This is a genomic window from Streptomyces sp. NPDC050732 (assembly GCF_040654255.1).
Lineage (GTDB): Bacteria > Actinomycetota > Actinomycetes > Streptomycetales > Streptomycetaceae > Streptomyces.
On record NZ_JBFAHP010000036.1, the window covers coordinates 64,927 to 84,191 of the forward strand.

At 71.1% G+C, this 19,265-nt stretch carries 20 protein-coding genes and 1 riboswitch; of the genes, 10 read left to right on the plus strand and 10 right to left on the minus strand.

The annotated features are described in order from the left end of the window. Nucleotides 1-11 precede the first annotated feature (11 nt). Nucleotides 12-1,457 carry a regulator gene (locus AB0H82_RS28735; protein WP_362997738.1) on the minus strand — a complete coding sequence of 482 codons (1,446 nt, stop codon included), beginning with the start codon at nucleotides 1,455-1,457 and terminating at the stop codon, nucleotides 12-14. A gap of 217 nt (nucleotides 1,458-1,674) precedes the next feature. Here AB0H82_RS28735 and lipB point away from each other — a divergent pair, with 217 nt between their 5' ends. The 5 genes from lipB (at nucleotide 1,675) to AB0H82_RS28760 (ending at nucleotide 6,065) form a co-directional block, all read left to right on the plus strand. Beyond that, nucleotides 1,675-2,484, plus strand: coding sequence for a lipoyl(octanoyl) transferase LipB (gene lipB / locus AB0H82_RS28740; RefSeq protein ID WP_362997740.1), 810 nt, complete (start codon nucleotides 1,675-1,677; stop codon nucleotides 2,482-2,484). Nucleotides 2,485-2,606: 122 nt separating this feature from the next. Then, the gene (locus tag AB0H82_RS28745) at nucleotides 2,607-3,572 is read left to right on the plus strand and encodes a lipoyl synthase (RefSeq protein WP_362997742.1); all 966 of its coding nucleotides are present in this window, start codon (nucleotides 2,607-2,609) and stop codon (nucleotides 3,570-3,572) included. Nucleotides 3,573-3,884: 312 nt separating this feature from the next. Then, nucleotides 3,885-4,091 carry a hypothetical protein gene (locus AB0H82_RS28750; RefSeq protein WP_362997744.1) on the plus strand — a complete coding sequence of 69 codons (207 nt, stop codon included), beginning with the start codon at nucleotides 3,885-3,887 and terminating at the stop codon, nucleotides 4,089-4,091. Nucleotides 4,092-4,121: 30 nt separating this feature from the next. After that, entirely contained in the window at nucleotides 4,122-4,832 is a 711-nt protein-coding gene (locus tag AB0H82_RS28755; RefSeq protein WP_362997746.1) for a DUF4191 domain-containing protein, read from the plus strand. 324 nt (nucleotides 4,833-5,156) lie between these two features. Further along, nucleotides 5,157-6,065: a GAF and ANTAR domain-containing protein gene (locus AB0H82_RS28760; RefSeq protein WP_362997748.1), complete on the plus strand. Its 909-nt coding sequence runs from the start codon at nucleotides 5,157-5,159 to the stop codon at nucleotides 6,063-6,065. 62 nt (nucleotides 6,066-6,127) lie between these two features. On the opposite strand, the gene AB0H82_RS28765 is transcribed toward AB0H82_RS28760, so the two are convergent. After that, nucleotides 6,128-6,595: an RDD family protein gene (locus tag AB0H82_RS28765; RefSeq protein WP_362997750.1), complete on the minus strand. Its 468-nt coding sequence runs from the start codon at nucleotides 6,593-6,595 to the stop codon at nucleotides 6,128-6,130. A gap of 247 nt (nucleotides 6,596-6,842) precedes the next feature. Here AB0H82_RS28765 and glnA point away from each other — a divergent pair, with 247 nt between their 5' ends. Continuing rightward, entirely contained in the window at nucleotides 6,843-8,252 is a 1,410-nt protein-coding gene (gene glnA, locus AB0H82_RS28770; protein WP_362997793.1) for a type I glutamate--ammonia ligase, read from the plus strand. A gap of 217 nt (nucleotides 8,253-8,469) precedes the next feature. Here the strand turns inward: glnA and AB0H82_RS28775 are convergent, their stop codons facing one another. The 6 genes from AB0H82_RS28775 to AB0H82_RS28800 form a co-directional block, all read right to left on the minus strand. Beyond that, nucleotides 8,470-9,282, minus strand: a complete 813-nt coding sequence (locus tag AB0H82_RS28775; protein ID WP_362997752.1) for a metallophosphoesterase — start codon at nucleotides 9,280-9,282, stop codon at nucleotides 8,470-8,472. A 120-nt stretch (nucleotides 9,283-9,402) separates the two neighbouring features. Next, entirely contained in the window at nucleotides 9,403-10,221 is an 819-nt protein-coding gene (locus tag AB0H82_RS28780; protein WP_362997754.1) for an ABC transporter ATP-binding protein, read from the minus strand. Further along, the gene (locus AB0H82_RS28785) at nucleotides 10,218-11,225 is read right to left on the minus strand and encodes an iron chelate uptake ABC transporter family permease subunit (RefSeq protein ID WP_362997795.1); all 1,008 of its coding nucleotides are present in this window, start codon (nucleotides 11,223-11,225) and stop codon (nucleotides 10,218-10,220) included. Before AB0H82_RS28785 ends, AB0H82_RS28780 begins: the two co-directional genes overlap by 4 nt. Nucleotides 11,226-11,275: 50 nt before the next feature. Further along, nucleotides 11,276-12,280, minus strand: coding sequence for an ABC transporter substrate-binding protein (locus AB0H82_RS28790; RefSeq protein WP_362997756.1), 1,005 nt, complete (start codon nucleotides 12,278-12,280; stop codon nucleotides 11,276-11,278). A gap of 125 nt (nucleotides 12,281-12,405) precedes the next feature. Then, nucleotides 12,406-12,591: riboswitch (cobalamin riboswitch) on the minus strand. Further along, entirely contained in the window at nucleotides 12,589-13,044 is a 456-nt protein-coding gene (locus tag AB0H82_RS28795) for a VOC family protein (protein WP_362997758.1), read from the minus strand. Its footprint overlaps the riboswitch before it by 3 nt. Then, nucleotides 13,041-13,910, minus strand: coding sequence for a helix-turn-helix domain-containing protein (locus tag AB0H82_RS28800; protein WP_362997760.1), 870 nt, complete (start codon nucleotides 13,908-13,910; stop codon nucleotides 13,041-13,043). The genes AB0H82_RS28795 and AB0H82_RS28800 overlap by 4 nt, the downstream gene beginning before the upstream one ends. Nucleotides 13,911-14,100: 190 nt before the next feature. Between AB0H82_RS28800 and AB0H82_RS28805 the strand changes: the two genes are divergently transcribed. Next, nucleotides 14,101-15,267 carry an HAD family hydrolase gene (locus AB0H82_RS28805; RefSeq protein ID WP_362997761.1) on the plus strand — a complete coding sequence of 389 codons (1,167 nt, stop codon included), beginning with the start codon at nucleotides 14,101-14,103 and terminating at the stop codon, nucleotides 15,265-15,267. 31 nt (nucleotides 15,268-15,298) lie between these two features. Beyond that, nucleotides 15,299-16,009 (plus strand): alpha/beta fold hydrolase, encoded by a 711-nt coding sequence (locus AB0H82_RS28810; RefSeq protein ID WP_362997763.1) that lies wholly within the window; start codon nucleotides 15,299-15,301, stop codon nucleotides 16,007-16,009. A 4-nt stretch (nucleotides 16,010-16,013) separates the two neighbouring features. Here AB0H82_RS28810 and AB0H82_RS28815 read toward each other — a convergent pair whose 3' ends face one another. Together AB0H82_RS28815 and AB0H82_RS28820 are read right to left on the minus strand one after the other, a co-directional pair. Further along, nucleotides 16,014-16,970: an alpha/beta fold hydrolase gene (locus AB0H82_RS28815; RefSeq protein ID WP_362997765.1), complete on the minus strand. Its 957-nt coding sequence runs from the start codon at nucleotides 16,968-16,970 to the stop codon at nucleotides 16,014-16,016. Between the two features lie 89 nt (nucleotides 16,971-17,059). Then, nucleotides 17,060-17,368: a hypothetical protein gene (locus AB0H82_RS28820; RefSeq protein WP_362997767.1), complete on the minus strand. Its 309-nt coding sequence runs from the start codon at nucleotides 17,366-17,368 to the stop codon at nucleotides 17,060-17,062. Nucleotides 17,369-17,536: 168 nt separating this feature from the next. Between AB0H82_RS28820 and AB0H82_RS28825 the strand changes: the two genes are divergently transcribed. Together AB0H82_RS28825 and glnII are read left to right on the plus strand one after the other, a co-directional pair. Beyond that, the gene (locus AB0H82_RS28825) at nucleotides 17,537-17,905 is read left to right on the plus strand and encodes an arsenate reductase family protein (RefSeq protein ID WP_362997769.1); all 369 of its coding nucleotides are present in this window, start codon (nucleotides 17,537-17,539) and stop codon (nucleotides 17,903-17,905) included. A gap of 149 nt (nucleotides 17,906-18,054) precedes the next feature. Continuing rightward, nucleotides 18,055-19,083, plus strand: coding sequence for a glutamine synthetase (gene glnII / locus AB0H82_RS28830; protein ID WP_362997771.1), 1,029 nt, complete (start codon nucleotides 18,055-18,057; stop codon nucleotides 19,081-19,083). Nucleotides 19,084-19,265 lie beyond the last annotated feature (182 nt).

The following is a 19,265-nucleotide window of genomic DNA, read 5'->3' on the forward strand; positions in this document are numbered from 1 at the left end:
GGGCCGCGGCCTCACCCCAGCGCCGCGACCCTGTCCCGGTAGCCGCGCACCGGGGCCGCGTCCCGGTAGGGCTCAAGACGGCGCTCGAATTCGCGTACGTACTCGTGCGCCCGCGCGGACCGCATCTCCCCCGCCGCCTGCGCGGCCTCGGCGCCCAGCTGGCAGGCGACCTCCAGCTCGCCGAGGCCGAGCCGCGCGGTGGCGAGGACGACCCGGCAGAACAGGCGGCTGCGCGCGAAGGCGGGGGCGCGCAGTTGGAGGGAGCGCTCGGCGTACTGGGCCGCCGCGCGGTACTGCTGGAGGTCGCGGTAGCTGTGCCCCAGCTCGTCCGCCAGCTGCGCCTCGTCGAAGAACCGCGCCCAGTGCGGCACCTCGTCGCCGGGCCGCGCCGCCTCCAGCGACCGCTCGGCGCGCCCGAGCGCCGCGGTGCAGGCCCGCACCTCGCCGAGCACCCCGTGCCCGCGCGCCTCCGCGGCGTACAGCAGGGCCTGCACGACGTGCGGCGCGGCGGAGCCGACGCCCTGCTGGGCGACGCGCGCGAGCTGGACGGCCTCGCGCCCGTGGCCGAGGTAGACGGCCTGGCGGCTCATCGTGACCAGGACGTACGAGCCGTACGCCCGGTCGCCCGCGGCCTGCGCCAGGCGCAGCGCCTGGACGTAGTACCGCTGGGCGAGGCCGTGGGCCGCGATGTCGTACGACGTCCAGCCCGCGAGGCGGGTCAGGTCGGCGGCGGCCGCGAAGAGCCGCCGCCCGGCCTGCTCTCCGTAGACACCGCGCAGCATCGGCTCGGCCTCGTGCTCCAGATAGCGGACCAGGGCCTGCCGGGCGTGCCCGCCGCCGTACGCGTGGTCGAGCGCGCGGAAGAGCTCGCCCACCGAGCGCAGCGCGGCGATGTCGCCGCTGCTGACCCGCTGGCCCGGGCCGCGCTCGGGGCCCTGCCGCTGCCGGGGCACGGCGGGGCGGCCCTGGGCGGGCACGCGCGTGTGGGACGGGTCGGCGTCGCCGCGGCCGACGCGTTCGTCGGCGCGGCCGATCAGCCAGTCCCGGCTCGGCACCACGAGCCCGGCCGGGGTGAACGCGATCTTCCGTAGCTCCGCGTGGCTTCCGGAGTCCTTGCGCCACAGGCCGCCGACGATGTCGACGGCCTCCTCGGGAGTGGCCGCGAACTCAAGACCGGCGTACACCGGAGCGCACGCGTCGAGACCCAGGTCCTGGGCGGAGAGGCGCCGGCCGAGCCGTCTCGTGAAGACCTCGGCGATCAGCGCGGGTGTGGTGCCCCTCGGCTGCTGGCCACGGAGCCAGCGGGTCACGGACGTCTTGTCGTACCTCAGGTCGAGTCCGTGCTCAAGACCCAGTTGGTCGACGCGGCGGGCGAGGCCCGCATTGGAGAATCCGGCTTCCGAGATGAGCGCGGCTAGCTGGCGGTTGGGAGTGCGCTGCGGGGGTCGTTCCGTCATCGGCTGTGCGGTCTCCTGCCTTTCGGGCCTGCCTTGAGCAGCCCTTATGGCCTCGTGAACGGCGTGAATGTAACGGCCGTCACAGCCCGCGGAGGCGGCTTCTCCGGGCATTCATCCGATCGTGTGAGGAACCCGGGCCGAGGTTGCCGGCGGAGGGGGCCCGTACAGTGGCTGGGGCGCGATATGTGCACGATGAACGTTCAGGGAGGCACCTGCCGTGAGTGAGTTTCGGTTCGTCCGGCTGGGCTTCGGCCCGGACTCCGTGGAGTACCAGGAGGCGTGGGACGAGCAGCGCCGGGTGCACGCCGCCCGCTTCGCCGACGAGGTCCCGGACACCTGCCTGCTCCTGGAGCACCCGCCGGTCTACACCGCGGGCCGCCGCACCGAGGACAGCGAGCGCCCGCTGGACGGCACTCCCGTCATCGACGTGGACCGCGGCGGCAAGATCACCTGGCACGGCCCGGGCCAGCTGGTGGGCTACCCCATCCAGAAGCTGCCGCGCCCGGTGGACGTCGTGGCGCACGTGCGCCGCCTCGAAGAGGCGCTCATCCGTACCTGCGCGGAGTTCGGCCTGGAGACCACGCGCGTGGAGGGCCGCAGCGGCGTCTGGGTCCTCGGCGATCCGGTGGAGCAGCGCCCCGCGCTCGGCGGCCTCTCCCTCGACTTCGACCCGCGGCTCCAGGACGACGAGTTCGACGCCCGGTTCAACGGTCCGGAGTACGCCCCGTCCAACGCGGGCCAGCGCCGCGAGGACCGCAAGATCGCCGCGATCGGCATCCGCGTCGCCAAGGGCGTCACGATGCACGGCTTCTCGTTCAACGTGAACCCGGACAACACCTGGTTCGACCGGATCATCCCGTGCGGCATCCGCGACGCGGGCGTGACGTCCCTCTCGTACGAGCTGGACCGCGAGATCACCATCGCCGACGTGCTGCCGGTCGCCGAGCGGCACCTGCGGGACGTGCTGGAGAACGCGGAGCTGAAGCCGCGCGTCGTCGAGAAGCCGGACACCCCGGCAGCCGTCTGAGCCCCGAAGGGGAATGCACCCCGTTGGCCAGAGGTTGGCTGGAAGTAAGCCCAACGACATGACGGGCGTACCCTGGTGTGCGCCGAAGAATCGAAGACTACGCCGACTAACTGGGAGCCGATGTGTCCGCAGTCGCACCCGACGGACGCAAGATGCTGCGCCTGGAGGTCCGGAATGCCCAGACCCCCATTGAGCGCAAGCCCGAGTGGATCAAGACCCGGGCGAAGATGGGCCCCGAGTACAACGCCCTCCAGAAACTCGTGAAGAGCGAGGGCCTGCACACGGTCTGCCAGGAGGCGGGCTGTCCGAACATCTACGAGTGCTGGGAAGACCGCGAGGCCACGTTCCTCATCGGCGGCGACCAGTGCACCCGGCGCTGTGACTTCTGCCAGATCGACACCGGCAAGCCGCAGGCCCTCGACCGCGACGAGCCGCGCCGCGTCGGCGAGTCCGTCGTCACGATGGACCTGAACTACGCCACGATCACCGGCGTCGCCCGCGACGACCTGGAGGACGGCGGCGCCTGGCTGTACGCCGAGACGGTGCGCCAGATCCACGCCATGACGGCGGAGCGCGCCGAGGGCTACACCAAGGTCGAGCTCCTCATCCCCGACTTCAACGCCGACCCCGACCAGCTGGCCGAGGTCTTCTCCTCGCGTCCCGAGGTCCTCGGGCACAACGTCGAGACGGTGCCGCGCATCTTCAAGCGCATCCGCCCCGGCTTCCGTTACGAGCGGTCCCTCGACGTCATCACGAAGGCCCGCGAGGCCGGTCTGGTCACCAAGTCCAACCTGATCCTGGGCATGGGCGAGACCCGCGAAGAGGTCAGTGAGGCGCTGCGCCAGCTGCACGAGGCGGGCACCGAGCTCGTCACCATCACCCAGTACCTGCGTCCCACGCCGCGCCACCACCCCGTGGAGCGCTGGGTGAAGCCCGCGGAGTTCGTGGAGCTGAAGGAGGAGGCCGAGCAGATCGGCTTCTCCGGCGTGATGTCCGGCCCGCTCGTCCGCTCCTCGTACCGCGCGGGTCGCCTGTACCAGATGGCGATCGAGAAGCGCGGCGCTTACGTGGCGTCGCAAGCGGTGTGACACAGGCACGTGCCGGGCACGCACCGACTGTGTGAATCGGCGCACAAGCGACTACCGCCCGGTACTGGCCGTAATGACGCGGTCCATACGATCCCCGCAGGTGAACGGGACCGTATGGGCCGCGTCAGCGTTTTGGGCCCTCGCGTCAAGGTTTCATCGGCGTTTGACCGGTCGGTCACGTCCTGGTAACACCAATCAGTGACCCTGGTACTACCGCACGTACAGCCTTACCCATAGCCCAGCCATCCCCGTAGCCCAGCCTCATCCACAGCCGCTCCCCCCACCCGAGCCGCTCTCCAGGAGGGCCCCATCATGCAGGCCGCGCCCGTTCGCGCCACCGCCATCCCGTCCGTCTCCACCGCCCTGCGCGCCGTCGAGTCGCTGCTGATGAGCGGCGGCCAGCGCACCGCACGGCGCAACGCCTGGACTTCCGTCCTGGAGGACCGGCGCCGCGCCAAGGACCGGGTCGAGGCGCTGCGGGTACTCGAAGAGACCCTGACGACAACCCGCACGTCGTAGTTGCCTCCGGGGCCACGTAGACTTCTCGGCATGGCGAGGAAGGAAACCACCGCGGCGGATGCGGCCGCGGAGCCAGGGCGACTCAAGCAGATCGCTCTGACCTACAAGATGACCCGGCGGGCCGACTCCAAGATCGGTCTCATCATCGCGGCTGTGGGAATCGTCGTCTTTGGCGTCTTCCTCGCGATCGGCTTCTGGGTGGGTCACCCGATCTACCTGGGCATTCTCGGCTTCCTGCTCGCCTTCCTCGCGATGGCGATCGTCTTCGGACGCAGGGCCGAGCGCGCCGCCTTCGGGCAGATGGAGGGCCAGCCCGGTGCGGCGGCCGCGGTGCTCGACAAGATCGGCCGCGGCTGGACGACGACCCCCGCGGTCGCGATGAACCGCAGCCAGGACGTGGTGCACCGCACCGTCGGCAAGGCCGGCATCGTCCTGGTCGCGGAGGGCAACCCGAACCGCGTGAAGGGCCTGCTGGCCGCCGAGAAGAAGAAGATGGCCCGCATCGTGGCGGACGTCCCGGTGCACGACGTCATCGTCGGCACCACCGAGGGCACGGTCTCGCTGAAGAAGCTGCGGACGACGCTCCTGAAGCTTCCCCGCGTCCTCACGGGCCCGCAGGTCACGGCGACGAACGACCGGCTGCGCGCGATGGGCGACCTGATGTCGAACATGCCGCTGCCGAAGGGGCCCATGCCGAAGGGTGTGAAGGGCGGCCGCCCGCCCAAGATGCCGCGAGGCTGACGCCCGGCCTCCTCACCTCTCCCGTTCATTTCCATGGACGGGAGAGGATTCGTTTCCAGCACTTCGCGTCCCGAACGGCTGCCCGCGTGCGGCAGTCCGTGTGCGGCAGCAGTTCCGACAGCGTCTTAAGTCTTCAGCCCTACAAGGCATCGCCCAAGGCGCCGCCTGCGAGTGGCATATGTAAATGCCCTCGCGTGCTTGGTACCCGTCCTACGGGGGGGGTAGCTTGGCGGTAGGTCAGCCCTTCGCCGGGTGGTATTCCGCCCAGCCCCCGTTGTGTGCTTCCGGCCCCGGTCGCTGGCTCTCCCCCGACCGGAGGCCGCCATGCCCAGCACACCGCTTCCCCCGCCGGATCCGCCACCGCCGAACGGGCCGTCCGGCCTGACGCGCGAGGCCCGGATCACCGCGGCGCTGATCGACCTCGCCGACACCCTGGTCGACGACTTCGACCCCGCCGAGTTCTTCTACCGCGTCGCCGAGCACTGCATGGATCTGCTCGACATCGGAGACGCCGGCGTCATGCTGGCCCTGCCCGACCATCCCTTGCACTTGGTCGCCTCCTCCTCCGAACGGGTCCGCCTGGTTGAACTCTTCGAACTCGACGCCAGTGAAGGCCCCTGCTGCACCGCCTTCAAGGACGCCGTCCCCGTCGACCACGCCATCAACGGCCGGCCCTCAGCACCCTGGCCACGCTTCACCGCCCGCGCCCACCACGCCGGCTACACCTCCGTGCACGCCACCCCGATCCGGCTGCGCCACGCGACCATCGGCGTACTCAACCTCTTCCGCCGCATCCCCGACCCCCTGTCGGAAGCCGACCGGCACCTGGCCCGCGCCCTGGCCGACGCCACCGCCATCTCCCTGCTCCAGCAGACCACCCTCGACCAGCACCGCACCGTACGCACCCAGCTCGAAACGGCCCTGGTCACCCGCACCGTCATCGAACAGGCCAAGGGCTTCCTGACCGCCCGCCACGGAACCGACCCCGACACCGCCTTCCACCGGATGCGCGCCCACGCCCGGCACCACCACCTCCGCCTGGCCGACCTCGCACGCGACATCGTCGACGGCACCGCCACGCTCCCCCCCGCCCACCGGCGACAGCAAGACCCGCTGAGCCCCGGGCGACCAGGAGGACCGGGCCGGCGAGCCGTTCGTGGCTCGGCGCCGAGCTGCGGCGGGACCGGGACTGACGGGGGAACCCGTTTCCTACAGGACGCGGATCACCCGTAGCCGACACGGGTCATATCGGGAGCGATGCGGGTTGTGTCGGGAGTGAAGTGAGCGGTCAGTGCTCAGATCCGGACCTGAATGGCGCGGGAGAGGCGGTCGTGGAGGCCGCGGCCGTCACGGTCCCAGATCAGGGCGGGGATGACGAGGCAGAGCAGGATGCTGCGCACCAGCACCCAGCCGGGGGCGAGCCGTCCGCCGCCCTCGGCGATGACGCGCAGCCGGAAGAGGGCCTTGCCCGGGGTGCAGCCGACCGTGGCGACGGTCAGCACACTCATGACGAAGAAGATCCCGAGGGCCCAGTTGCCCAGCGCCTGCTGGTCACCGCCGGCGAACAGACCGTATGCGATGAGCATGCACAGGCCCCAGTCGACGGCGATGGCGCCGATGCGGCGGCCCGGACGGGCGATCGACCCCGGTCCCTCCTCGGGCAGACCCAGCTGCTCACCCCGGTACCCGAAGTCGACACCGGCTTCCTCGGCGGCCGCGCGGGGGCCGGACAGCCACGATCCGATTGCTTGCCTCTTGTCCACCCGTCAAAGGTACTGCGCCCCTTGTTCCACGGGGGTGGGCGGGGTCGAACACAAGACCGTACGCGCCGGACACGGCGCTGGGGCCGCCGCACACCGCGCGCCCCCCGGTTAACTTCGACGAAACAAATGGGTCATGCTTGAGAAATCCCCCGTCCTTATGGTCGGGTCCCAGCGTGTGCCACCGCACTGGCCGCACAACGAGCTGCAACCCCGTCCCGCCCCGGGCGGGAGTAGGAGGAGTTGGATGTTGTTCCAGAACGCCGACGACGCGAAGAAGTTCATCGCGGACGAGGACGTCAAGTTCATCGACGTCCGCTTCTGCGACCTGCCCGGTGTGATGCAGCACTTCACGATCCCGGCGGCGGCGTTCGACCCGGACGAGGAGCTGGCCTTCGACGGTTCGTCGATCCGTGGCTTCCAGGCCATCCACGAGTCCGACATGGCGCTGCGCGCCGACCTGTCGACGGCTCGCGTGGACCCCTTCCGCCGCGACAAGACCGTCAACATCAACTTCTTCATCCACGACCCGATCACGGGCGAGCAGTACAGCCGTGACCCGCGGAACGTGGCGAAGAAGGCGGAGGCGTACCTCGCCTCGACCGGCATCGCCGACACGGCGTACTTCGGCCCCGAGGCCGAGTTCTACGTGTTCGACAACGTCCGCTTCCAGACGTCGGCGAACGAGAGCTTCTACCACATCGACTCCGAGGCCGGCGCCTGGAACACCGGTGCGGTCGAGAACAACCGCGGCTACAAGGTCCGCTACAAGGGTGGTTACTTCCCGGCCCCGCCGGTCGACCACTTCGCCGACCTGCGCGCCGAGATCTCCCTGGAGCTGGACAAGAACGGCCTCCAGGTCGAGCGCCAGCACCACGAGGTGGGCACGGCGGGCCAGGCCGAGATCAACTACAAGTTCAACACGCTGCTCGCCGCGGCCGACGACCTGATGCTCTTCAAGTACATCGTGAAGAACGTCGCCTGGCGCAACGAGAAGACCGCGACGTTCATGCCGAAGCCGATCTTCGGCGACAACGGTTCGGGCATGCACGTCCACCAGTCGCTGTGGGCCAACGGCGACCCGCTCTTCTACGACGAGCAGGGTTACGCGGGCCTCTCGGACACCGCCCGCTACTACATCGGCGGCATCCTGAAGCACGCCCCGTCGCTGCTCGCCTTCACCAACCCGACGGTGAACTCGTACCACCGCCTGGTCCCCGGCTTCGAGGCCCCGGTCAACCTGGTCTACTCGCAGCGCAACCGCTCGGCGGCCATGCGTATCCCGATCACGGGCTCGAACCCGAAGGCCAAGCGCGTCGAGTTCCGCGCGCCGGACCCGTCCTCGAACCCGTACCTCGCCTTCTCCGCGCTCCTCCTGGCGGGCCTCGACGGCGTCAAGAACAAGATCGAGCCGGCCGAGCCGATCGACAAGGACCTCTACGAGCTCGCCCCCGAGGAGCACGCGGGCGTCCCCCAGGTCCCGACCTCCCTCCCCGCGGTCCTCGACGCCCTTGAGGCGGACAACGAGTACCTCCAGGCGGGCGGCGTCTTCACGTCCGACCTGATCGAGACGTGGATCGACTACAAGCGCACGAACGAAATCGCTCCCATCCAGCTGCGGCCGCACCCGCACGAGTTCGAGCTCTACTTCGACATTTAAGAGTCGGCACTACAGCGCCCCCGTCCGGATGTATCGGACGGGGGCGCTGTCGGGTAGCGACCGCACGATCAGGCCTCAGCGGTCGTCGGGCGGGTGGCCGGGGCCGCCGTGACGCGTAGGCCCGTAAGGAGGCGGTCCAGGGACTGCTCCGCCGCCTGAGGGTCGCCGCCTCGGGCGATCCGGAGTGTTGCCTCGTTCATCGGTTCCGAGAGGGAGATCAGGACGAGGGGAGTGGGATCGGGCGGTAGTGCGTCGTCAGGCGGTTCGTGTCGTCCAGGACGTGGAAGGCGACGGCCGGGGGCAGGTCGTGGTGGACGTGGTGGGTCGGGGCTGATTGAGGTTCCCAGGGGAGGCGGAGGGTGGAGACCACTCCCGGGGCCACCAGGAGCGGGCGGTTCGCGAATGTTGTGGCCGCGGGGGTGTGCGCGTGGCCTGCCAGGAAGGCCGTGACGTTCGGGTGGCGTGACGTCAGGTCGGTCAGGCGGTGTTCGTCGAGCTGGCGGATGTCGTCCACGTACGGCGTGTTCAGCGGGACCGGCGGGTGGTGGAAGCCGATGAGGACCGGGCGTGTGGGCGGGGTGTCGGCGAGCAGGTCGGAGAGCCAGGTCAGGGTTTCGTCCGCCAGTCGGCCGTGGTCCTCTCCGGGGACCGACGTGTCGCACAGGGCCAGGGTGAAGCGGTCCGTGATGTGTGCGGTGTTGACCGGGGCCGTGCTCGCGGGCTCGCCGAGGAAGTGCGTGCGGTACGCCGCGCGTTCGTCGTGGTTGCCCGGGCAGGCCAGCAGCGGGTGCCGGGATGTCAGCAGTTTGCGGGCCGTCTCGTACTCGGACGGGGTCGCGTGGTCGGCGATGTCGCCGGTGGCGATGATGGCGTCCAGGTCGTAGGGGAGGGTGTTCAGGTACTCCATGACGGCCCGGGTGCGCTCGACGCTGCGTCCGCCGTCCTCTGTCCCGGTGTCGATGTGGGTGTCGCTCAGGTGCGCGATCACCGATATCGGTGACGTCGTCGGCACGGCCGGTGTCTCTGGCATCGCTGCGGGCCTTCCTTCTCGCGGATCCTCAAGGGCCAGTTGGCGCCCTTCGGTGAACCTAGGAGCGCCGACAGACCCGTGTTAAGGGCCAGTCATACGCCTCTGGCCCGGTCCCACCGCTCACCCCCGCAGAAACCGCACCGAAGGCCGCCCGCCCTTCGACCCGCTGCCCGGACCGTCGTCCTCCCCCGGCGTCACCACCGCCCGCACCCCGTAGACCTCGGCGATCAGCTCCTCGGTGATCACCTCGGCCGGGGTGCCCGCCGCGTACGCCGTGCCGTCCTTGAGGACCAGCAGGTGGTCGCAGAACATGGCCGCCAGGTTGAGGTCGTGCAGCGCGATGACGCTGGTGACGGGGAGCTCCGCCACCAGGGACAGCAGGTCCAACTGGTGCTGGATGTCCAGGTGGTTGGTGGGCTCGTCGAGGAGGAGTTCGCGGGGTTCCTGGGCCAGCGCGCGGGCGATCTGGACGCGTTGGCGCTCGCCGCCGGAGAGCGTGTGCCAGGCCTGGCCCGCGCGCTCGGCGAGCCCGGCCCGCGCGAGGGCCTCGCGCACGGCCCGCTCGTCGTGGGCCGTGGGGGCCGACCACGCGCGGCGGTGCGGGATGCGGCCCAGGCGTACGACGTCCCGTACGGTCAACTCGACCTGGGTCGACGCGTGTTGCTCGACCACGGCGATCCGGCGCGCCACCTCGCGGCGGCCCGTGTCGGGCAGCGGGCGGCCGTCCAGGGTGACCACTCCGGAGGCCGGGGCGAGGACGCCCGCGAGGATGCGCAGGAGCGTGGACTTGCCGGATCCGTTGGGGCCGAGGAGCCCCACCATGGCGCCGTCGGGCGGCGCGAGGCTGACGCCGTCGACGACGAGCCGCCCGCCCGCCTCCCGGGAGACGCGGTCGGCGCGCAGGCCCGGGGCGTCGGGGAGGAGTACGTCGTACGTCATGACGCCCTCCGCGTCCGGTACAGCACGGCCACGAACGCCGGTACGCCGATGAGCGAGGTCACCACGCCGACCGGGACCTCCTGGGGCTGCAGGGCCGTGCGGGCCAGCGTGTCCACCCAGACCAGGAAGACCGCGCCGGCGAGCGCGGTGACCGGGAGGAGCCGGGCGTGGCCGGAGCCGACGACCGCGCGGGCCGCGTGCGGCAGGACGAGGCCGACGAAGCCGATGGCGCCCGCCGAGCTGACCAGGGCCGCGGTCAGGAGAGCGGTCGTGCAGAGCAGGACGAGCCGGGTGCGGGCCACCCGGACGCCCAGCGCCGCCGCGGCCTCCGGGCCGAACGCGAAGGCGTCGAGCGTACGGGCGTGGCCGAGGCAGACGACCAGCGCCACCACGAGCACCGCGCCGCACAGCCAGACGTCCGTCCAGCCGATCCCGCTCAGCGAGCCGAGGAGCCAGAAGAGGATGCCGCGGGTGGTCTCCGCGTCGCCCGCCGTGAGGACGACGAACGACGTGAGCGCGGAGAACAGCTGCATGGCCGCCACGCCGGACAGCACGACCCGGTCCGTCGTGTCGCCCAGCGTGTGGCTCAGGAGCAGGACCAGCGCGAAGGAGCAGAGCGCGCCCGCGAAGGCGCCCGCCGAGACGGACACCGCTCCCCCGCCGACGCCGAGGACGACGACCGCGACCGCTCCCGTGGACGCCCCGGACGACACCCCGAGCACGAACGGGTCGGCGAGGGGGTTGCGGAGCAGCGACTGCATGACCGCCCCGCAGACCGCGAGGCCCGCGCCGCAGACCGCGGCGAGCAGGGTGCGCGGCATCCGCAGGTTCCAGACGATGCCGTCCCTGATCGGGGTGAGCGGGCTCTCGCCCCAGCCGAGGTGTGCGGCGACGGTCGCCCACACGTCCGGCACGGAGATGTCCGCGGGGCCGATGGTGACGGCCAGGGAGACGGACAGGACGAGCGCGGCGGCTCCGGCCAGCCACAGGAGGCCGTGCCGCACACCCTTCCAGACGGGAGTGGGCGCTGGGGCGAGTACGGGTGCCGCCTCCGTCACTTGACGAGTCCGAATTTCCGCAGGCCCGCCGCGACCTGTTCGATGCCGTCGACCGTGCGGATCGTGGGGTTCATGGCCTGGCCGCTGAGGAGGACGTACCGCTTCTTCTTCACGGCGGTGAGGTTCTTGGTCGCCGGGTTGGACTCCAGGAACTTGATCTTCGCCGCCGCGCTCTCGGCCGACTGCGACTTGCGCGTGAGGTCGCCGATGACGAGGACGTCGGGGTCGCGGTCGGCGACGGTCTCCCAGTTGATCTGGGGCCATTCCTCGCGGGTGTCGTCGAAGACGTTCTTCGCGCCGAGCTCCCGGGTGATGATGCCGGGCGCGCCGCAGCAGCCCGCCATGTAGGGGGCGTCGGAGTTGGCGAACCAGTACAGGAGCGTCACGTCGGAGGCGGCCGCCCCGTCGATGTCCTTCGTGGCCTTCGCGACCCGGCCCTTCAGGTCCGCGACCAGCTTCTCGCCGCGCTTCTCGACGTGGAAGACCTTCGCCAAGTCGCGCACCTCTCCGTAGACGGTGTCCATGGTGAGGGTCTTGACGCGCTTGCCGTCGCCGGCGCCGTTGTTGTCCTTGCCCGCGCAGTCGGTGGGCGAGACGTAGACGGGGACGCCGAGCTCGGTGAACTTCGCACGGTCCGCGACGCCGCCCTTGCCGACCGTGTAGAGGAAGGAGGCACTGACGAAGTCCGGCTCCTTGGAGAGGACCTTCTCCAGCGCCGGGTAGCGGTCGGCGAGCCGCTCCACCTTCGCGTTGTCCTTCTCCAGGTTCTTCAGGACCGGGTCGGTCCACGTACCGGTGCCGACCATGCGGTCGGCGAGGCCGAGGGAGAGGAGGATCTCCGTGGAACCCTGGTCGAGGGAGACGGCCCGCCGGGGCGGCGCGTCGACCTTCGCCTCCTTGCCGCAGGAGGCGACGGTCACCGGATAGCCGTCGGCGCTCCCGCCCGCCGACTTCTCCGACCTCCCCGAGGAGCCGTCGCCGCACGCGGTGAGCGTGAGCATTCCGGCACAGAGCAGAGCGGATATACGGGCCGTACGGCATATACGGGCTGTCGAGGACACGTGATCCCTTGGGTCTCGCGGCTCATACGCGGAGCCTGGCCTGCGTCACGACCTCCGTCGCCCGGTGTGCGAGCGGAGGCGCCAGCAGGTCTTCGGACTCGGGATCGACCGGGCGGGGCGCCTTCCCGGGCGTCCTGGAACGCCCAGTGGCCGTGGCCCCGCCCGTCCCCCTCACCGCTGCGCGTCAGTTCCGGATTCGCACCGGATTCCCTGGCCCAGGTGTGGGTTTGACTGGCTTGCGCAAGTTATCACGCGTCCTTGCGGGACCCGTCCGGGCCTTGGGCCGGTGCGGGCCTCGGCTCGCCGCGGTAGGTGCCGAAGGACCAGCGGTTGCCCTCGGGGTCCTCGATGGCGAACTCGCGGCTGCCGTACGGCTTGTCCTCGATCTCACGGGTGATCTTGACGCCGGCCTCGGTGAGGCGGGCGTACAGGGCGTCCACGTGGTCGGTGACCACGTACGCGCCCGAAGTGCCCGGCTTTCCGCAGGCCGCGGCCGCCGACTCGGGGTCGTACGAGCCGAGCATGATGCCGCCGCCCTCGGGCCAGTCGAGCTGGGCGTGGGCGACGCGGCCGCCGTCCTCGTAGACGGCAGTGCGCAGGAAGCCGACGGTGCCGACGAGGAAGTCGATCAGGGCGGGGGCGTCCTGGGCCTGCAGGGCCGGCCAGACGGCGGGGGCGAGCTTGGTGTCAGGTGTGGTGTTCATGTCTCCCACTCTTCGCCGCCGCCGTGCGACCCGGCTTGGATATTCCGGCACTCTTCGGCCAGCCAGCGGGTGGGGCTCGCCTCCGTGTACTGCTGGAAGTCGCGTACGAGGTGGGAGTGGTCGTAGTAGCCGGTGTCGGCGGCGACCCGGGCGAGGTCCGGCGGCCCGCCCGCTGCGACGGCGCGCACCACGGCGGCCTTGGCGTGCTGGAAACGCATCAGGCGGGCGGCCTGTTTGGGGCTGAGACCCGTCTCGGCGCGGAACAGCGCGGTCAGCCGGCGCTCGCTGAGCGCCACGTGCCGGGACAGGCCGCCGAGGGTGCCCGCGCCCCGGTGCCGGGCCAGCCACGCCCAGGCCTCGGCGACCTCCGGGCGTACCGATCCGGCGGCGCGGTCGTCGGCCGCGCGCCGCCGCAGATAGCCGGAGAGCAGGGCGAAGCGGTCCTCCCACCGGTCCAGCTCGCACAGGCGCTCGCGGAGGTCCGCGGCCCGGTCGCCGAGGACGTCGGTGCCGCCGACGACGAGCTGCCCGGCCAGCGCGGCGGCGGGCAGACCGAGGAGCGGGCGGGCCGCGAGGGGGTGCACGGCGAGCTGGATGCCCGCCTCGTGCTCGGGCTGTACGACGTACGCGGGGCTCTGGTGCAGGCCGCCCAGGACGATGTCGGTGCGCGCCGCGTCCGGTCCCGTGGCCTGGCCGGGGGTGCCGCCGGTGGCGATGGGCCCGTCCAGCGAGAAGATCAAGGTCAGATACGGGGACGGGAGGCCCCGGTGCAGGGCGGGCCGCTGTCCCGCGGTGCGGTAGCCGACCGCGGAGACGACCATGCCGTCGAGCCGCGGGACGGTCCGGACGAACTCACGGGAGCCCATGCGTTCCAGTATGCGGGGCGGGGCCCGGACGGGTCGCGCGGTCCCTCACCGCTACCCGGCACGCCCTCCCCCACACCCTCCGCGTCCGGTGACTTCGATCATGGGAAATGGGCGCCCTGGCCCATAGCATGGCGCGCCGCTCCGGACGGGGCCGCGCATCGCTTTCAGGGAACGGCAGGGACGTAGAGACATGGCAGTACGGGGAGTGCGGGCAGTATGGGGAGTGCGGGCAGTACGGGCAAAGGGCAAGCCGGCCGTCATCGGTGCCACGGGGGCGCTGGCCGCCGCCGTCCTCGTGGGCGGCGCGCTGTGGCCGACGGGCGAGGCGACCGCCGCCGACACCTCCGTGTCCACCGCCCGTGAGCTGTCGCACTGGCCGAAGCCCGTCGCGAAGGAGCTCGGCAAGGTCATCGCGGAGAACGGCCACAAGGGCGCGTACGCCGTCTTCGACGCGGACAACACGACGTACCGCAACGACCTCGAAGAGTCGCTGCTGCCCTTCCTGGAGATGAAGGGCGTCCTGAGCCGCAAGACCATGGACCCGTCCCTGAAGGTCATCCCCTTCAAGGACAGGGCCGGGCACAAGGAGAGCCTCTACAGCTACTACAACAGGCTGTGCGAGGTGGACGACCAGGTCTGTTACCCCTGGGCCGCGCAGATCTTCTCCGGCTTCACGCTGAAGGAGCTCAAGGGGTACGTCGACGAGCTCCTCGCGTACGGGAAGCCGATCCCCGCCGAGTACTACGAGGACGGGAAGCTCACGAGGACCGAGGTGAGGGCGCCGGAGTTCTCGCGCGGCATGCGGCAGCTGTACAAGACGCTGCGGGCGCACGGGATCGAGGTCTACGTGGTCAGCGCGGCCGCCGAGGACCTGGTGCGCATGGTGCTCGCGGACCCGAAGTACGGCTACGGCGTGAAGCCGCAGAACGTCATCGGTGTCTCGATGCAGCTGAAGGACCGGAGGACCGGTGAGGTGACCACCTCACGCAAGGAGATCGCCGAGGGCCGCTTCGGCGAGAAGGACCGCGAGAAGCTCGCGCAGCGCGAGCTGACGCCGAACCTGTGGGCACCGCTGACCTGGTACGAGGGCAAGCCCGCGGCGATCAACACGTACATCGACGAGTGGCAGAAGCCGATCCTCGCGGCCGGTGACACGCCGGTCAGCGACGGGCCGATGCTGTTCCACTCCGCCGACGTGGAGCACGGCGGGGTGCGCGTCTGGGTCAACCGCAAGGACGCGTACATGAAGCAGCTCGACGGGATGAAGAAGAAGAACGCCGAGCGGCAGCGCGAGCTGGGCCAGAAGGTGACCGCCGACAAGCGGTGGCTGACGGTCACACCGGACCAGATCGGCTGACCGGATCGACTGACGGCCCAGAATGGGTGACATGTTCTCCTTCGCCTGTGACGGTGAGACGCTGAGCTGCGCCGAGGCGCTGCCCGGTGCCGGGGCGGCGCGGGCTCCCGCCACCACCGTCGTCCTGCTGCACGGCGCCGGTGGCGGCAACAAGGCGCGGCTGGCCGCTCTGCAGGCCGAGTTCGCGGCGCGCGGCTGCCGGGCGCTCGCCCTCGACTTCTCCGGGCACGGCGAAAGCACGGGCGAGCTGCGGGAGTTGAGCCTGCGGCGGCGGTACGCGCAGGCGGCCGCGGTGGTCGAGGGGCGGGTGCCCGCCTCCGACCGCCTGGTCCTCGTCGGGTTCAGCATGAGCGGGCAGACCGTGGCGGACCTGGTGGCGCGCTTCGGCGCGCGGGTCACGGGCGTCGGCCTGTGCGCGCCGGCCGTATACGCGACGGAGGCCTGGCCGCTGCCCTTCGGCGACGGCGACGGCCGCTTCACCGAGATCATCCGTACGCCGGGCCGGTGGCGCGAGTCCGCCGCGCTCGACGTCTACCGGGGCTTCGGCGGGCGCGCGGTGCTCGTCGTGCCCGGCACGGACGCGGTGATCCCGCCCGAGGTCACGTCGGCCGTCGGCGCGGCGCTCGCCACCCGGGCCCGGTTCGAGCGCCTCGAACTGCCGGACGCCGACCACGCGTTGGGCGCCTGGCTGCGGGACCACGCGGCGGACCGGCGGCGGCTGGTGGACGCGCTCCTGGCCTGAGACGCTACTCCCCGGGCGTCGCCGCCCACGCCGCCACCCACTTGGCGAGCGCGCCGCCCGTGCGGGTCCACGCGAAGTGGTCGAGCCGGTCGCCCGCCTCCTGCGCCGCGTAGTGGCGGCGGGTGAGGCGGGCCCGCGGGACCTTGCCGAGCAGGTGGTCGAGGGCGGCGGCGGGGGCGAACGTGTCGCCGTCGACGGAGACCGCGAGGACGGGCAGCTCCAGGGTGGCGAGCGCCGCTTCATAGTCGAGCGTGGAGCCCTTGCCGCTGTAGCGGCCCGTACGCACCTGCCGGGCCCAGTCGCGCATGACGCCCTTGGGCTGGTCGCCGCCGAAGCCGAGCCGGCTGCCCGGCCAGCGGCCGAGCACGGCCGACACCGCGGTGATCAGCAGCTGGAGCAGGAGGAGCCCCGGGCCGCGCAGCGGGCCGTACGCGCGGAACCACACCGACCCGGTGGCGACGACGGCCACCCCGTCGACCCCCGCGCCGCCGGGCTTCGCGCCGCCCGGCTTCGTCAAGGATGCGTATACCAACGCCAGTTGGCCGCCGAGGCTGTGGCCGAGGACGTACAGGGGCGGTTCGGTGCCGAGCTCGGCGCGGATCGCGGCGACGACCGCGGGGATGTCCTCCTCGACGATCGCGCGGTAGCCGTGGCCGGGCGCGCCGGGGCCGGTGGCGCGCGGGGTCGCCTCGCCCTGGCCGCGCAGGTCGACGGTGAGCACCGTCAGCCCTTCGTCGTGCAGCTGGCGCGCGAAGCGGCGGTAGAAGCGGGCGGGGGTGCCCATCGCGGGCAGGATGAGGACCGCGGGGGCCGGGGGCGGCCAGGGTGCCGGACCCGAGCCGGACGGGAGGAAGCGGTCCGGTGCGGGGGCGCGGAGCGCGCGCACGGGAAGGCGGGTGCCGTCCGGGAGTTCGGCGGTCGTCAGGAGCGGCAGTGCGCCGACGGGTTCCGGCTGGGTCATGAGGCACAGCATGTCCCATCGCACACATGACCGCACAGACCTGTGCGGGGCCCGTGGAGGACGGCTTCCTCCACGGGCCCCGCGGCCGCTCAGCGGCTGTACCGCATGAGCGCCCGCACCATGTGACAGGTGATGTCGGACGGCGGATGGATCCCGACGTCCTCCGCCATGCGCCGTATCGTGCTGTTCTTCGCCTGGTTCGGCAGGTAGACGCCCGAGTCGAGCAGGGCGATGGCCAGGCGCATGGCCTTGAGGCGGCGGTTGTGGTTGACGTACCACTCGCGCGGCCGGCCGGGGGGCAGCGCCTTCTTCTCCAGGGGTGCGTACGGCAGGTCGATCAGGACGGGCTTCGGTACGGTCTTGGACACACGCTTCGATGTGAGTGCGGCAGCGGGCACAGGCATCCTCCTGTCGCGGTCAGGACCCCCCGTCGGGCGCCCTCGAACACTACTGTGATTCTACTGCGGAGCACTGACAATCGCCGCTGGCCAGAGGGGCTTTGGACTGTTCGAATACGGTGGTGCCGCGCGGCCCGGGACGGGTGTTCCGGAGGTAGCGTGTGGGGCATGGAGATCTGGATCAACCCCGCCTGTTCGAAGTGCCGCGGCGCGCTCGCCGTGCTCGACGCGGAGGGTGCCGACTACACCGTCCGCCGCTACCTCGACGACGTGCCGACCGAGGACGAGATCCGTGCCGTCCTCGACCGCCTCGGCCTCGAACCCTGGGACATCACGAGGACCGAGGAGCAGACCGCCAAGGACCTCGGCCTGAAGGACCGCGAGGCCTGGCCGCGCGACGCCTCGGGCCGCGACCGCTGGATCAAGGCCCTCTCCGACCACCCGAAGCTGATCCAGCGGCCCATCATCACGGCCGACGACGGCACAGCGGTGGTGGCCCGCACGGAGGAGGCCGTGCGGGACGCGCTGGCGCGCTGAGAGCCCGGACACACCCGCCTCAGGTAACACGGGGTTCACATGAGGGCAACGGTCGGGAAATCGCGGGTTGCCAGGCTGCCGCTCATCACCACGGCACCGCAGCACCCGCACGTTCTGCGCCGTACCGAGCGTTATGAGGATGAGGCCCCGTGACCTTCAAGGCTGAGTACATCTGGATCGACGGCACCGCGCCGACCGCGAAGCTCCGCTCCAAGACCAAGATCCTGGCGGACGACGCGAAGGGCGCCGAGCTGCCGCTCTGGGGCTTCGACGGGTCCAGCACGAACCAGGCCGAGGGCCACGCGTCCGACCGCGTCCTCAAGCCGGTCTACACCTGCCCGGACCCGATCCGCGGCGGCGCGGACGTCCTCGTCCTGTGCGAGGTCCTCAACACGGACATGACGCCGCACGAGTCCAACACCCGCGCCGAGCTGGCCGAGGTCGCGGGCCGCTTCGCCGCGCAGGAGCCGATCTTCGGCATCGAGCAGGAGTACACGTTCTTCGAGGGCGACCGCCCGCTCGGCTTCCCCGTCGGCGGCTTCCCCGCCGCGCAGGGCGGCTACTACTGCGGTGTCGGCTCGGACGAGATCTTCGGCCGTGACGTCGTCGAGGCGCACCTGGAGAACTGCCTCAAGGCCGGGCTCGGCATCTCCGGCATCAACGCCGAGGTCATGCCGGGACAGTGGGAGTTCCAGGTCGGCCCGCTGGCTCCGCTGGAGGTCTCCGACCAGCTGTGGATCGCCCGCTGGCTGCTCTACCGCACCGCCGAGGACTTCAAGGTCTCCGCGACCCTCGACCCGAAGCCGGTCAAGGGCGACTGGAACGGCGCGGGCGCGCACACGAACTTCTCGACGAAGGCGATGCGCGAGGGTTACGCCCCCATCATCACCGCCTGCGAGGCCCTCGGCGAGGGCTCGAAGCCGCTGGACCACGTCAAGAACTACGGCGCGGGCATCGACGACCGCCTCACCGGCCTGCACGAGACCGCCCCCTGGGACGAGTACAAGTACGGCGTCTCCGACCGCGGCGCCTCGGTCCGCATCCCGTGGCAGGTCGAGGTGGAGCAGAAGGGCTACATCGAGGACCGCCGCCCGAACGCGAACGTCGACCCGTACGTCGTGACGCGCCTGCTCGTCGACACGTGCTGCACCGCGCTGGAGAAGGCCGGCCAGGTCTGATCCCATCAGTCACCCAAGGGTCGCCCGCCCATGACGGTGGGCGACCCCGTTGTCATCTGATTCAATGGAGCCATGGGCAGCCACCAGATCACCGCGACGGGTCGTCACGACCTGGAGCCTTTCTGGCCCTCCCGGCAGCATCACGACTTCGACCGGGTGTGTTGCCGCGCGATGAACGCGCG

Bases quoted from the DNA above. Each gene is read 5' to 3' on its own strand.
- AB0H82_RS28735 (WP_362997738.1), bottom strand. From the start codon at position 1,457: ATGACGGAACGACCCCCGCAGCGCACTCCCAACCGCCAGCTAGCCGCG.
- AB0H82_RS28750 (WP_362997744.1), top strand. From the start codon at position 3,885: ATGCAGGCCGCGCCCGTTCGCGCCACCGCCATCCCGTCCGTCTCCACC.
- AB0H82_RS28755 (WP_362997746.1), top strand. From the start codon at position 4,122: ATGGCGAGGAAGGAAACCACCGCGGCGGATGCGGCCGCGGAGCCAGGG.
- AB0H82_RS28760 (WP_362997748.1), top strand. From the start codon at position 5,157: ATGCCCAGCACACCGCTTCCCCCGCCGGATCCGCCACCGCCGAACGGG.
- AB0H82_RS28775 (WP_362997752.1), bottom strand. From the start codon at position 9,282: ATGCCAGAGACACCGGCCGTGCCGACGACGTCACCGATATCGGTGATC.
- AB0H82_RS28780 (WP_362997754.1), bottom strand. From the start codon at position 10,221: ATGACGTACGACGTACTCCTCCCCGACGCCCCGGGCCTGCGCGCCGAC.
- AB0H82_RS28790 (WP_362997756.1), bottom strand. From the start codon at position 12,280: ATGCTCACGCTCACCGCGTGCGGCGACGGCTCCTCGGGGAGGTCGGAG.
- AB0H82_RS28795 (WP_362997758.1), bottom strand. From the start codon at position 13,044: ATGAACACCACACCTGACACCAAGCTCGCCCCCGCCGTCTGGCCGGCC.
- AB0H82_RS28800 (WP_362997760.1), bottom strand. From the start codon at position 13,910: ATGGGCTCCCGTGAGTTCGTCCGGACCGTCCCGCGGCTCGACGGCATG.
- AB0H82_RS28805 (WP_362997761.1), top strand. From the start codon at position 14,101: ATGGCAGTACGGGGAGTGCGGGCAGTATGGGGAGTGCGGGCAGTACGG.
- AB0H82_RS28810 (WP_362997763.1), top strand. From the start codon at position 15,299: ATGTTCTCCTTCGCCTGTGACGGTGAGACGCTGAGCTGCGCCGAGGCG.
- AB0H82_RS28815 (WP_362997765.1), bottom strand. From the start codon at position 16,970: ATGACCCAGCCGGAACCCGTCGGCGCACTGCCGCTCCTGACGACCGCC.
- AB0H82_RS28825 (WP_362997769.1), top strand. From the start codon at position 17,537: ATGGAGATCTGGATCAACCCCGCCTGTTCGAAGTGCCGCGGCGCGCTC.